At 73.4% G+C, this 12,688-nt stretch carries 12 protein-coding genes; 8 read left to right on the forward strand and 4 right to left on the reverse strand.

From position 1 onward, the window contains the following. The 4 genes from G3I53_RS01855 to dnaK all read left to right on the forward strand — a co-directional run. Positions 1-1,516: alkaline phosphatase family protein (locus G3I53_RS01855; protein WP_164437962.1), on the forward strand; the 1,516-nt coding region annotated here is incomplete at its 5' end. Positions 1,517-1,659: 143 nt separating this feature from the next. Then, positions 1,660-2,088, forward strand: a complete 429-nt coding sequence (locus G3I53_RS01860; protein ID WP_164337249.1) for an OsmC family peroxiredoxin — start codon at positions 1,660-1,662, stop codon at positions 2,086-2,088. A gap of 81 nt (positions 2,089-2,169) precedes the next feature. Next, entirely contained in the window at positions 2,170-2,910 is a 741-nt protein-coding gene (locus G3I53_RS01865) for a glycerophosphodiester phosphodiesterase family protein (RefSeq protein WP_164337248.1), read from the forward strand. Positions 2,911-3,000: 90 nt separating this feature from the next. After that, positions 3,001-4,896: a molecular chaperone DnaK gene (gene dnaK / locus G3I53_RS01870; protein ID WP_164337247.1), complete on the forward strand. Its 1,896-nt coding sequence runs from the start codon at positions 3,001-3,003 to the stop codon at positions 4,894-4,896. A gap of 30 nt (positions 4,897-4,926) precedes the next feature. Here dnaK and G3I53_RS01875 read toward each other — a convergent pair whose 3' ends face one another. After that, on the reverse strand, positions 4,927-5,790 hold the full coding sequence (locus G3I53_RS01875) for a helix-turn-helix transcriptional regulator (protein ID WP_164337246.1): 864 nt from the start codon (positions 5,788-5,790) through the stop codon (positions 4,927-4,929). A gap of 248 nt (positions 5,791-6,038) precedes the next feature. Here G3I53_RS01875 and G3I53_RS01880 point away from each other — a divergent pair, with 248 nt between their 5' ends. Beyond that, complete coding sequence (locus G3I53_RS01880) at positions 6,039-6,464, forward strand: hypothetical protein (protein ID WP_164337245.1); 426 nt, start codon at positions 6,039-6,041, stop codon at positions 6,462-6,464. Here G3I53_RS01880 and G3I53_RS01885 read toward each other — a convergent pair. After that, positions 6,446-7,282 (reverse strand): helix-turn-helix transcriptional regulator, encoded by an 837-nt coding sequence (locus G3I53_RS01885; protein ID WP_164337244.1) that lies wholly within the window; start codon positions 7,280-7,282, stop codon positions 6,446-6,448. The two genes, G3I53_RS01880 and G3I53_RS01885, sit on opposite strands and share 19 nt — an antisense overlap. Before the next feature lie 141 nt (positions 7,283-7,423). On the opposite strand from G3I53_RS01885, the gene G3I53_RS01890 reads away from it, so the two are divergent. The 3 genes from G3I53_RS01890 (at position 7,424) to G3I53_RS01900 (ending at position 9,485) form a co-directional block, all read left to right on the forward strand. Next, positions 7,424-7,729, forward strand: coding sequence for a 4a-hydroxytetrahydrobiopterin dehydratase (locus tag G3I53_RS01890; protein WP_164337243.1), 306 nt, complete (start codon positions 7,424-7,426; stop codon positions 7,727-7,729). A 5-nt stretch (positions 7,730-7,734) separates the two neighbouring features. Further along, positions 7,735-8,481: a class I SAM-dependent methyltransferase gene (locus tag G3I53_RS01895; RefSeq protein ID WP_164437963.1), complete on the forward strand. Its 747-nt coding sequence runs from the start codon at positions 7,735-7,737 to the stop codon at positions 8,479-8,481. Between the two features lie 86 nt (positions 8,482-8,567). Beyond that, on the forward strand, positions 8,568-9,485 hold the full coding sequence (locus G3I53_RS01900) for a class I SAM-dependent methyltransferase (protein ID WP_164334952.1): 918 nt from the start codon (positions 8,568-8,570) through the stop codon (positions 9,483-9,485). A 97-nt stretch (positions 9,486-9,582) separates the two neighbouring features. On the opposite strand, the gene G3I53_RS01905 is transcribed toward G3I53_RS01900, so the two are convergent. After that, the gene (locus tag G3I53_RS01905) at positions 9,583-10,374 is read right to left on the reverse strand and encodes an aldo/keto reductase (RefSeq protein WP_164334954.1); all 792 of its coding nucleotides are present in this window, start codon (positions 10,372-10,374) and stop codon (positions 9,583-9,585) included. A gap of 128 nt (positions 10,375-10,502) precedes the next feature. Further along, positions 10,503-12,329 carry an AMP-dependent synthetase/ligase gene (locus G3I53_RS01910; RefSeq protein ID WP_164334950.1) on the reverse strand — a complete coding sequence of 609 codons (1,827 nt, stop codon included), beginning with the start codon at positions 12,327-12,329 and terminating at the stop codon, positions 10,503-10,505. Positions 12,330-12,688 lie beyond the last annotated feature (359 nt).

Consider the following 12,688-nt stretch of genomic DNA (forward strand, 5'->3'; position numbering starts at 1 on the left):
CGGCCCCGGCGCGGCCCCGGCGGCCGGTCCCGCCCCCGGGGCCCGCCCCACCCACCGGCTCACCCCGTGGCGCACCGACTGGTCCAGCCAGACCGGCTCCACCCAGCTCGGCATCCTGCACGGCAGCAACCACGACGTCCCCGCCTTCCGCTGGTACGAGAAGGAACGCCGGGAGGTGATGGTCTGCAACCGCCCCACCAGCGCCGCCGAACTTGAACGCCGGGCCGCCGCCCACGCCGGACACCCCGGGCTGCTCGCCGACGACGGCGCCAGCCGCGGCAACCTGTTCGGCGGCGGCGCCGACCAGCAGGCCCTGGTGCTGTCCATCGCGACCCGCCGCCGCAACCCCGGAACCCGCTCCCGCGCGGGCTACTTCACCTACTTCAGCGACCCCGCCAACGCCGTGCGCACCGCCCTGTCCTTCGTCGCCGAGGTCGTGCGCGAGATCGCCCAGTCCACCCGGGCCCGGTTCACCGGACAGCGCCCGCGCGTGTCCCGCGGCGGCCTCTACCCGTTCGTGCGGGCCTTCGCCACCGTCGTCCAGCGGGACGTGGTGGTCGCCGCCGTGACCGGCGACCTGCTGGCCGGGCGCAGCTCCGTCTACGCCGACCTGGTGGCCTACGACGAGGTCGCCCACCACTCCGGCCCCACCGGCCGGGACACCGACAAGGTGCTGCAACGCCTGGACCGCGCCCTCGCCCTGATCGAGAACGTCGCCGAGCACGCCCCCCGCCCCTACCGCATCGTCGTCCTCTCCGACCACGGACAGAGCCCCGGCGAGACCTTCCGCGCCCGCTACGGCCTCACCCTCGGCGACCTGGTGCGGGCCGGATGCGGACTGCCGGTGCCGCGCCGCGCCCGGCGCACCCACAGCGGTGCGGAGGCCCGCGCCGCCGTCCGCGCCGCGCTGCGCCGGCCGGTCGAGGAGGGCGTCGAGCAGTACCGGCCCACCCGCCGCGACGAGCCGATCGTGCTGGCCTCGGGCAACCTGGGCCTGGTCTCCTTCCCGGACGTGCCGCACCGGATGACCAAGGAGGAGATCGACACCCGGTACCCCGCGCTGCTGCCGACCCTCGCCAACCACCCCGGCATCGGCTTCCTCCTCGTGCGCAGCGAACGCCACGGCGGGCTCGTCCTCGGCCCGCAGGGCGCGCAGATCCCGCTCGACCGGCTCGACGAGGACCCGGGCCCGCTCGCCGTGTTCGGGCCCGGCGCCGCCGACGTCGTGCGCCGCACCCACTCCTTCCCGCACACCGCCGACATCATGGTCAACTCCGCCTACGACCCGGCCGGCGGCGAGGTGCTCGCCTTCGAGGAGCAGATCGGCTCGCACGGCGGCCTCGGCGGCGCCCAGGCCCGGCCCTTCCTGCTGTCCCCGCTCGCGCTGACCCCGCCGGTGCCCGAGGGCACCGAACTGCGGGGCGCGGAGGAGGTCCACCGGGTGCTGCGCCGCTGGCTGGAGGAGGCCGGCGGCCGTGCCTCCCCGGCGGCACCGGACCGGGAGCACGCGGCCTGAACCACCACGGATCCGCCGCCGGAGAACCCGTCCTCCGGGTGGCGCGGGCCGGGATGTGATCGGATGGGGGAGGGCACCCGCTGACCCGGGCCCCGGACCAGAGCACCACCGGACATCGCAGGACCTTTCGAAAGGATGGCGTCATGGCAGCCACGCGCTCCGCACACACCGTTTGGGAAGGAAATCTCTTCAAGGGCAGCGGGGTCGTCAGCTTCGACTCCTCCGGCAGCATCGCCGACCAGCCCGTCACCTGGGCGTCGCGCGCCGAGGAGGCGAACGGGAAGACCAGCCCCGAGGAGCTGATCGCGGCCGCGCACTCCAGCTGCTTCTCGATGGCCTTCTCCAACATCCTCGACAAGGCCGGCAACCCGCCGACCCGCCTGACGACCTCCGCCGACGTCACCTTCGTGCCCGGCGAGGGCATCACCGCCATTCACCTCACCGTCGAGGGCACCGTCCCCGGCCTGGACGAGGCGGCCTTCCTCGCCGCGGCCGAGGACGCCAAGGTGAACTGCCCGGTCAGCCAGGCGCTGAAGGGCACCGAGATCAGCCTGACGGCGAAGCTGGCCTGACCGCACCGCCGCAGCACCGCACGCAGGCCGCCCCCGCCGGGGCGGCCTGCGGCACGTCACCTCCCGGAGCCGACGAACGCCATGGAGCCACGCCCCGCCGTCTCCGCCCACCGCGGCGGCTGCGAACAGGCCGCCCCCGCCACCTGGGCCGCCTACGAGGACGCCCTGCGCTCCGGCGCCGAGTACGTGGAGATCGACGTCCGGCGCACCGCTGACGGCGTGTTCGTCGTCCACCACGACGCCCGCGCCGGCGGCACCGGCCCCCCGGTCGCCTCGCTCACCCGCGCCCGGCTGGAGGAACTGACCGGCCGGCCCGTGCCCGTCCTCGACGACGTGCTGTCCCTCGTCGCCGGGCGGCTGGTGGCCCACCTCGACCTCAAGGAGACCGGCCACGAGCGGGACATCCTGGACCGGGCGGTGGCCCTGCTCGGCGCCGACGGCTGCGTCGCCACCACCCTGGAGGACCGGTCCGTCGCCGCCGTCACCGCCGCGTTTCCCCGTGTGCGCACCCTGCTGTCCCTCGGCCGGGACGGGCGGGAGGTCGGCCGGCGCCGCCTGATGGCGACCCGGCTCAGCGAACTGCTCCCCATGCGCCGGGTGCGGGCCTGCGGCGCCCACGGCGTGGCCGTGCACCACCGCCTGGCCCGCGCCACGGTGCTGCGCGAGGCCGCCCGCAACAGCCTGTTCACGATGGTGTGGACGGTCAACGACGACGCCTCGATGCGCGCCTTCCTCGGCGATCCGCGCGTCGACGTCCTCATCACCGACCGCCCCCGGCGCGCCGTCGCCCTGCGGGACGCACCCGCCGCGCGCCACCCGTGAGGCGGAGGCCCCATTGACAAGCACCCCCTCAGGTTTTGGGCTGGAGGGGGAGGAACCCGGACCAGGGTGCTCCGACGGAAGGGGACGGCGATGGGACGTGCGGTCGGGATCGATCTGGGGACCACGAACTCGGTGGTGGCCGTCCTCGAGGGCGGTGAGCCCACCGTCGTCGCCAACGCGGAGGGGGCGCGCACCACCCCGTCCGTCGTGGCGTTCGCCAAGAACGGCGAGGTGCTGGTCGGCGAGGTCGCCAAGCGGCAGGCCGTGACCAACGTGGAGCGCACCGCCCGCTCGGTCAAGCGGCACATGGGGGACGCGCAGTGGCGGTTCCCCCCGGAGGGCAGCATCGACGGCACCCGGTACCGGGCCCAGGAGCTGTCCGCCCGGGTCCTGCAGAAGCTGAAGCGGGACGCCGAGTCCTACCTGGGCGAGGACGTCACCGACGCCGTGATCACCGTACCGGCGTACTTCGACGACACGCAGCGGCAGGCGACCAAGGAGGCCGGGGAGGTCGCCGGGCTGAAGGTCCTCAGGATCATCAACGAGCCGACGGCGGCGGCCCTCGCCTACGGCCTGGACAAGGAGAACGAGACCGTCCTGGTCTTCGACCTCGGCGGCGGCACCTTCGACGTGTCGCTGCTGGAGATGGGCGACGGCGTCATCGAGGTGAAGGCCACCAACGGCGACACCGGCCTCGGCGGCGACGACTGGGACCAGCGGCTCGTCGAACACCTCGCCAAGCGGTTCAAGGGCCAGTACGGCATCGACCTGGCCCAGGACAAGATGGCCGTGCAGCGGCTGCGGGAGGCCGCCGAGAAGGCCAAGATCGAACTGTCCTCCTCCACCGAGACGACGATCAACCTGCCCTACATCACGGCCTCCGCCGAGGGTCCCCTGCACCTCGACGAGAAGATCACCCGCGCCCAGTTCCAGGAGCTCACCGAGGACCTGCTGGAACGCTGCAAGACCCCCTTCCACCAGGCCGTCAAGGACGCCGGGGTGAAGCTGAGCGCCATCGACCACGTCATCCTCGTCGGCGGCTCCACGCGGATGCCCGCCGTCACCGACCTGGTGCGCGAGCTGACCGGCAAGGACCCGCACAAGGGCGTCAACCCCGACGAGGTCGTCGCGGTCGGCGCGGCCCTCCAGGCGGGCGTGCTGCGCGGCGACGTCAAGGACGTGCTGCTGCTCGACGTCACTCCGCTGTCCCTGGGCATCGAGACCAAGGGCGGCATCATGACGAAGCTGATCGAGCGCAACACCACGATCCCCACCCGGCGTTCGGAGATCTTCACCACCGCCGCCGACAACCAGCCCTCGGTCGGCATCCAGGTCTACCAGGGCGAACGCGAGATCGCCGCCTACAACAAGAAGCTCGGCGTCTTCGACCTCACCGGTCTGCCGCCCGCCCCGCGCGGCGTCCCGCAGATCGAGGTGGCCTTCGACATCGACGCCAACGGCATCATGCACGTCTCCGCCAAGGACCTCGCCACCGGCCGTGAACAGAAGATGACCGTCACGGGCGGCTCCGCCCTGCCCAAGGACGACATCGACCGCATGATGCGCGAGGCCGAACAGCACGCCGAGGAGGACCGCGCCCGCCGCGAGGCCGCCGAGACCCGCAACCAGGCCGAGCAACTCGTCTACCAGACCGAGCGGTTCCTCACCGACAACGCCGACCGGGTGCCCGCCGACACCAGGTCGGAGGTGGAGAGCGCCGTCGCCGACCTCAAACGGCAGCTGGAGGAGAACGCCGACACCGCGGCCCTGCGCACCGGCGTGGAGAAGCTCGCCTCCGTCAGCCAGCGCATGGGCCAGGCGATGTACGCCCGCGCCGAACAGCCCGGCCAGGGCGGGGAGCCGAGCGCCGGAGACGGCGCGGACGTCTCCCGGCAGCCCCGGGACGACGACGGGGTGGTCGACGCGGAGATCGTCGACGAGGACACCCCCGGGGACGCGGGGGACCGCAAGGGCGGCGACGGCTGACCCGGCGCCGCACCACCGGGCCGCCGCGGGTCAGTGGCGCTTGCGCCACTCCCGCAGCAGCTCCCGGGTGCGGTCCGTGGTCGCGGCCCGGGCCGTCATGTGGTCCAGCACCTCCAGGTGCACCGCGACCTCCTTCCGGGAGTCGAGGTACAGCGCCCCGGTGAGGTACTCGGTGAACACCATGTCGGGCAACTCCGGTTCGGCGAACCGGAACAGGGAGAACGGCGCGTACGTGCCCGGGTGCGGCCCGCTCGCGAACTCGATGACCTGCAGCGTGACGCGGTCGCGTTCGGACAGCTCCAGCAGCCGGTCCAGCTGCTCGCGCATCACTCCGCCGTCGACGCTGACCGGCCGCCGCAGCACCGTCTCGTCCATGATCACCCACAGGTGGGGCGGGTCCGGGCGCTCCACCAGCCGCTGCCGCTCCAGCCGCAGCGAGACGTGCCGCTCCACCGCCTCCGGCCCCGCGGTGCCGATCGTCCCCGCCTCCAGCACGGCGCGGGCGTAGTCCTCCGTCTGGAGCAGCCCGGGCACGAAGTGCGGTTCGTAGGAGCGGATGACGCGGGCCGCGCCCTCCAGGCTCACGTACAGGCTGAACCACTCCGGCAGCACGTCGTGGAACCGCTGCCACCAGCCCGGCCGGTTCGCCTCCTCCACCAGCTCCACGAAGGTGACCGCCTCCTGCTCGGGCACCCCGTAGGCGTCCAGCAGGATCTGGACGTAGGGCACCTTCAGTGCCACGTCCGCCGTCTCCATCCGCCGCACGGTCGCGGGCGCCACCCGCAGGACCCGGGCGGCCTCCTCGCGTCCGAGACCCGCCGCTTCCCGCAGTTCCTTCAGACGCCTGCCCAGCACCACCTGGCCCACGGTGGGGGCGGCTCGCCGCTCACTCACGCCACGCCTCTCCCACGTGCCCACGCATGCGGTCAGTCTGTCACGTCCGGAGCACACTCTCACGGCACCGGCCGCCGGACGGGCCCGGCCGGGTGACGCGCCCGGCCGCCCGCACCATTACCCCGCGGGTAATCGACCGCGCCCCCGCCCCGGCGCCATCGTGGACGCACCGGGTTCCGGGCCGGCGCACTCCGGCCCGGGACCCGGCCCCCGGACACAGCCACCGCCCCGACGGAGAGTGATGCCCCATGTCCGCGTCCCAGCTCGCCGCGCTCGCCCGCACCACCGTGCCGCAGTCCGTGCTGCGCCGCTTCCTCGGCCTCGACGCCGCCGTCACCGGCGTCAACGCGCTCGCCTACCTGGCACTGTCCGGCCCGCTCGGCCGGTTCCTCGGGGTCGACGACCGACTCCTCCTCGGCGTGGGCGCCTTCCTCGCCGTCTACGCGGCCGGGGTGGCCCTGCTCGCCGCCCGGGAGCACCCGCCGGCCCTCGGGGTGCGTGCCGTCGTCGAGGCCAACCTCGCCTGGACCGTGGTGAGTCTGGCCGCGCTCGCGCTGTGGCTCACCCCGACCACCGCGGGCGCCGTCTGGATCGTCCTGCAGGCCCTGGCCGTCGCGGCCTTCGCCGTGCTCCAGCACCTCGCTCTGAGGGGTCGTCAGGCAACCGGTGACTGAAGGTACTTGGCCGTCGCGGGGTCGGCCGGCAGCAGCGTCTCCACGGCCAGCTCGGCGACGGTCACGTCCATCGGCGTGTTGAAGGTCGAGACCGACGACACGAACGACAGCGTCCGCCCCCGGTGCTCGATCCGCATCGGCAGCGCGAAGTACGCCGCCACCTCCTCCGCCTCCTCGTCCTCCCCGGCGCTCCCCGGCACCGGGTAGGCCGCCACCTCCTCGTACAGGGCCCGCAGCGGCTCGGAGCGGCGCAGCGCGATGTGCCGTTCCATCTGGGCCAGCAGATGCCCGCGCCACTGCCGCAGGTTCCGGATGCGCGGGGCCAGTCCCCGGGGGTGCAGGGTCAGCCGCATGGTGTTCAGCGGCGGCTCCAGCAGGTCCTGGGGCACCCCGTCGAGCAGTTCCAGGACCCCGCTGTTGGCCGCCACGACGTCGTACAGGGCGTTCACCACCAGGGCCGGATACGGTTCGAAACCGCCGATCAGCTGCTCGATGCCCTCGCGCAGCGCGCCCAGCGCCGGATCGTCCAGCGGGGTCTCCGGGAAGCGGGGCGCGTAACCCGCCGCCAGCAGCAGGGCGTTGCGCTCCCGCACGGGGACGTCCAGATGCTCGGCCAGGCGCAGCACCATCTCCTCGCTGGGCCGGGCCCGGCCGGTCTCGACGAAGCTGATGTGCCGGGCGGAGGAACCGGCCCGCAGCGCCAGCTCCAGCTGGCTGACCCGCCGCTGCTCCCGCCAGGCCCGCAGCAGCGGACCGGCCCCGCCCGCAGCGGAGGGGGAGGGGGAGGGGGTGCGGGTTCCGGGCGGGACGGTGGCCATACGGGTGACGTTAGCCGAACGGCCCCCGCCCCGGGCAGCCGTGCGCGGGCCCGCGGGACCGTAGCCGCACCCTGTGGCAGGCTGAGGAGCGAGCCCCCCGTGCGGGCGCGAGCGAGGACCCGACCAGCGAAGGAGCACGCCATGCCCGTCGAACCGCTGTCGCCGGAGGAGATCGAGGACCGCCTCGCCGACCTGCCGGGCTGGACCCTCGACGGGGACCGGCTCACCCGCACCTACCGGCTCGCCTCGCACTTCGCCGCCACCGCGATGGTCGTCCACATCGCCCAGGTGCAGGAGGAACTCGACCACCACTCCGACCTCACCCTCGGCTACAACACGGTGGCCCTGTCCGTGCACACCCACAGCGCGGGCGGCGCCGTCACGGCCAAGGACCTGGAGCTCGCCCGCCGAGTACGGGACCTGGCCCCCGCCCACGGGGCACACTGAGGTGCGTGCTCGACTACGACGAGGAAGCCGAACGCTACGACGCCTCCCGCGGGGGTGAGCCCCGGGCCGGCGCCGCCGCCGACGCGGTGCTCGCCCTCCTCCCGGACACCACCCGGGACCTGCTCGACGTGGCCTGCGGCACCGGTATCGTCACCCGTCGGTTCACCGCCCGCCCCGGGCTGCGCGTCACCGGTGTCGACCTCGCCCCCGCCATGACGCGCCGGGCCGCCGCCCGCCTCCCCGGCGCCGTGGTGCGCGGCGACAGCCGACGGCTGCCGGTGCGCGACGCCGCGGTCGACGCCGTCGTCAGCGTGTGGCTGCTGCACCTGCTGTCCGGACCCGACGAGGTGCGCCGCGTCATCGGCGAGTGCGCCCGCGTCCTGCGCCCCGGCGGTGTCTACGTCACCACCGTCGGCAAGGCCGCCTCCCACAACGTGGGCAGTGACATCGATGCCGTGCTCGCCTCCCGGCCGCCCAGCCCGGTGCGCGACGGTGCCGCCGACGTGACCGCCTGCGCCGCCGCCCATGGGCTGCTCCCGGCGGGGCGGGCCCGCTTCACCGGCCACGGTCAGGGCCGCAGCCCCCGCCGCACCATCGCCGATCTGCGGCGCGGCTGGTTCATGACCCTGCCGCCCGGTGATCCGCTGGCCGACGGCTTCGCCGACCGGCTGGCGCGCCTGCCGGACCAGGACCGGCCCCGGCCGGACCCGGTGTTCGACCTGCGGGCCTTCCGCAAACCGGCCGCCCGCTGACCCGGTTTGCGGGAGCGGCAACATCGTTTGCCACCCCCCGGTGCGTCGCCGCACCCTGGGCACACCCGAGCGGAGAGGCTGACCCCATGGCGCACCACCACGAACCGGACCGGCACGCACCGGACCACCCCGACGCACACCCCCACCACGGCCACGACCACGCCGACATCGACTGGGCCGAGATGGCCCCGTTGCTCGAGTCGCAGGCGGAACTGTACACGCCGCTGTACGAGCGGGCGTTGAGCTGGCTGGCGAAGGAGGTGACCGAGCCGGGACTCGTCGTCGACGCCGGCAGCGGACCCGGTGTCATCTCCGCCCTGTTCGCCGAGACCTTCCCGGGCGCCCGGATCGTCGCCGTGGACGGCTCCGAAGCGCTGCTGGAACGGGCCAGGGACCGGGCGGCACGCCGCGGCGCCGCCGACCGCTTCGGCACCCTCACCGGGGAACTCCCCGACATCCTCGACGAGTTGGAGTATCCGGCGGACCTGCTGTGGGCCAGTCGCAGCGTGCACCACCTGGGCGACCAGGGCGCCGCGCTCACCGCGCTGGCGGCCCGGCTCGCGACCGGCGGCACCCTGGCGGTGATGGAGGGCGGGCTGCCCGCCCGGTTCCTGCCCCGCGACATCGGCATCGGCCGGCCCGGACTGCAGGCCCGGATCGACGCGGTGGAGGAGGACTGGTTCACCCGCATGCGCGCCGACCTGCCGGGGTCGGTCGCCCAGACCGAGGACTGGCCCGCGCTGCTGGCGGCCGCCGGGCTGCACCACACGCGGACCCGTACCTTCCTCCTCGATCTGCCGGCCCCCACCACCGACCGGGCCCGCGCCTACGTCGCCGCCGTCCTCACCCGCACCCGCGAATCGCTCGCCGAGGACCTGGACGCGGAGGACCGCGCCACCCTCGACCGCCTCCTCGACCCCGACGACCCGGCGAGCGTCCACCACCGCCCCGACGTCTTCGTGCTGGCGGCCCACACGGTCCACACGGCGGTACGGCCGGCCTGAGCCGCCCCCGCCCGCGGGCGGCCGCCGGACACGCGACGGCCTCCCCGCAGCCCCCGGCAACGGGGGAGCGGAGAGGCCGTCGTGGGCGGTCCCGGGCTCAGGCGCCGTTCAGCCGGGCGGGGTCCGGTCCGATGCGCCGGTCCTCGTTCAGCGCGCTGATCGCCGCGAGGTCCTCGGCGTCCAGGGCGAAGTCGAACACGTCGATGTTCTCCCGGATCCGCGACGGCGTTACGGACTTCGGGATCACGACGTTGCCGAGCTGGAGGTGCCAGCGCAGCACCACCTGGGCCGGGGTGCGCTCGTGCTTGCGCGCGATGGCGACGATCGCCGGGACCTCCAGCAGGCCCTTGCCCTGGCCCAGCGGCGACCACGCCTCCGTGGCGATGCCCCGCTCCGCGTGGTACTCACGCGACGCGTGCTGCTGGAGGTGCGGGTGCAGCTCGATCTGGTTCACCGCCGGTACCACCGACGTCTCGGCCGTCAGCCGCTCCAGGTACTCCGGCAGGAAGTTGGACACGCCGATGGCCCGGACCCGGCCGTCCGCGTACAGCTTCTCGAACGCCTTGTACGTCTCGACGTAGAGATCGCGCTCCGGGGTCGGCCAGTGGATGAGGTACAGGTCCACGAAGTCCAGGCCCAGCTTCGACACGGACGCGTCGAAGGCGCGCAGCGTGGCGTCGTACCCCTGGTCGCTGTTCCACAGCTTCGTGGTCACGAACAGTTCCTCGCGGGGCACGCCCGACCGTGCGATCGCCCTGCCGGTGCCCTCCTCGTTGCCGTAGGCGGCCGCGGTGTCGATGCTGCGGTAGCCCGCCTCCAGAGCCGTCGCCACGGCCGTCTCGGCCTCTGCGTCCGGGACCTGCCAGACGCCGAACCCCAGTTGGGGCATCTCGACGCCGTTGTTCAGGACGATCGGGGGGACCTTGCTCACGAGCTCTCGATCCTTCGGTTGCGGACAATGATGAACAGCCCCATCCTCAACGATCACCGCCCGTCGTGCATTCCCGACCGCGCAATTCACGCGTGGTACAAGGCCTCGACCTCTTCCGTGTACGCCTTCTCGATGGCCCTGCGCTTCAGTTTCAGCGACGGGGTCAGCAGCCCGTGCTCCTCGGTGAACGGCTGCGCCAGGATCCGGAACGTGCGGATCGACTCGGCCTGCGACACCAGGGTGTTGGCCGCCACCACCGCCCGGCGCACCTCCGCCTCCAGGTCGGCGTCGTGCACCAGTTCGGCCGCCGGCAGGGACGGTTTGCCGCGCATCGCCAGCCAGTGCTCGACGGCCTCCGGGTCCAGGGTGATCAGCGCGGCGACGTAGGGCCGGTCGTTGCCGACGACGATGCACTGGTTGACCAGCGGGTGGTCCCGCACCCGCTCCTCCAGCGGGCCCGGCGAGACGCTCTTGCCGCCGGAGGTCACCAGGATCTCCTTCTTGCGGCCGGTGATCGTGAGGTAGCCGTCCTCGTCCAGCGCCCCCAGGTCACCGGTGGCGAGCCAGCCGTCGTGCAGCGTCTCGTGCGTCGCCTTCGGGTTGTTGAGGTAGCCCTGGAAGACGTTGTCCCCGTTCAGCCAGATCTCGCCGTCGTCGGCGATGTGCACCGAGACGCCCGGCACCGGCCGGCCCACGGTGCCGAAGCGGGTGCGCTCGGGCGGGTTCGCGGTCGCCGCCGCCGTCGACTCGGTGAGCCCGTACCCCTCGTAGACGTGGATGCCGGCGCCGGCGAAGAACAGCCCGAGCCGCCGGTCCATCGCCGAGCCGCCCGACATGGCGTGCCGGATGCGCCCGCCCATCGCGGCCCGCATCTTCCCGTACACCAGCTTGTCGAACACCTGGTGCTGCATCCGCAGGCCCGCGGACGGTCCCGGTCCGGTGCCCCACGCCTTCGCCTCCATGGCGTCCGCGTAGTTCACCGCCACCTCGACGGCCTTCTCGAACGCCCCCGAGCGGCCCTCCCGCTCGGCCTTGCGCCGCGCCGCGTTGAACACCTTCTCGAAGATGTACGGCACGGCCAGGAAGAACGTCGGCCGGAAGGAGGCCAGGTCCGGCATGATCGCCGCCGCGTTCAGCTGCGGCTGGTGGCCGAACTTCACCCGGCCCCGGATCGCGGCCACCTGCACCATCCGCCCGAAGACGTGCGCGAGCGGCAGGAACAGCAGGGTCGCCGCCTCGTCGCCCCGGCGGGAGTGGAACACCGGCTCCCAGCGCTCGATGACGGTGTCCGCCTCGTACATGAAGTTGCCGTGCGAGAGCACACAGCCCTTCGGACGGCCCGTGGTGCCGGAGGTGTAGATGACGGTGGCCACCGTGTCGGGGGTGACGGCCCGGCGGTGCCGGTGCACGACGTCGTCGTCGAGGTGGGCGCCCGCGTCGTACAGCTCCTGGACCGCGCCGGCGTCGAGCTGCCACAGCCGCCGCATCCCGGGCAGCCGGTCGATGACGGTGGCGATGGTCATCGCGTGGTCCTCGTGCTCCACGACCGCCGCGCTCACCTCCGCGTCGTGCAGCATCCACAGGCACTGCTCCGCCGACGACGTCGGGTAGACCGGCACGACCTGGGCGCCGACCGTCCACAGCGCGAAGTCGAACAGCGTCCACTCGTAGCGGGTGCGGGACATGATCGCGACGCGGTCGCCGAACCGGACGCCCTGCGCGAGCAGGCCCTTGGCGAGGGCGAGCACCTCGTCGCGGAACTCGGCGCTGGTCACGTCACGCCAGGCGCCGTCGGCGTCCTTGCGGCCGAGCGCGACCCGCGTGGGGTCCTCCTTCGCGTAACGGAACACGACATCGGCCAGACCGCCCACCGGAGCAGGCAACGCCAACGCAGGGCTGGTGAACTCGCGCAAGTCCGCTCCCGTTCCCCGCTCCCCGGCACTCGTACGATCGGACGTCGGGCCGCGCCCGGCGGTGAGGCCCGGCACGGCGCGGTGAAAGCTACCCCACCCGCCCGGGACGGCGGGAGAGGTGCGAAAGCTGAGCGGGACTCGCGTCGGCGCAGGTCAGCGGCGGAGAATGCACCCACAAGGGGAAGGGTCGGACAGATTCCTGACTTTTGAGTAAGCATTGCGGAGGCAATCTCCACCGAATCTGTACGCCGGGATTACCGGCGCTTGACGGTCGGCCCGGCGGCGGGACCCGGGCCGGCCCGCGGTCACCGCGGCCCGGGCCGTCACCCGCCCCGGTGCAGCCGGTCCCCGCCCGCCAG

Origin of the sequence: Streptomyces sp. SID14436 (assembly GCF_010548465.1) — a bacterium.
In the GTDB taxonomy this organism is placed as follows: domain Bacteria; phylum Actinomycetota; class Actinomycetes; order Streptomycetales; family Streptomycetaceae; genus Streptomyces.

What these genes read in the sequence shown, in the direction of transcription:
- G3I53_RS01885 (WP_164337244.1), bottom strand. Translation starts at nt 7,282, where the DNA reads ATGGCCACCGTCCCGCCCGGAACCCGCACCCCCTCCCCCTCCCCCTCC.
- dnaK (WP_164337247.1), top strand. Translation starts at nt 3,001, where the DNA reads ATGGGACGTGCGGTCGGGATCGATCTGGGGACCACGAACTCGGTGGTG.
- G3I53_RS01890 (WP_164337243.1), top strand. Translation starts at nt 7,424, where the DNA reads ATGCCCGTCGAACCGCTGTCGCCGGAGGAGATCGAGGACCGCCTCGCC.
- G3I53_RS01860 (WP_164337249.1), top strand. Translation starts at nt 1,660, where the DNA reads ATGGCAGCCACGCGCTCCGCACACACCGTTTGGGAAGGAAATCTCTTC.
- G3I53_RS01865 (WP_164337248.1), top strand. Translation starts at nt 2,170, where the DNA reads ATGGAGCCACGCCCCGCCGTCTCCGCCCACCGCGGCGGCTGCGAACAG.
- G3I53_RS01880 (WP_164337245.1), top strand. Translation starts at nt 6,039, where the DNA reads ATGTCCGCGTCCCAGCTCGCCGCGCTCGCCCGCACCACCGTGCCGCAG.
- G3I53_RS01905 (WP_164334954.1), bottom strand. Translation starts at nt 10,374, where the DNA reads ATGCCCCAACTGGGGTTCGGCGTCTGGCAGGTCCCGGACGCAGAGGCC.
- G3I53_RS01900 (WP_164334952.1), top strand. Translation starts at nt 8,568, where the DNA reads ATGGCGCACCACCACGAACCGGACCGGCACGCACCGGACCACCCCGAC.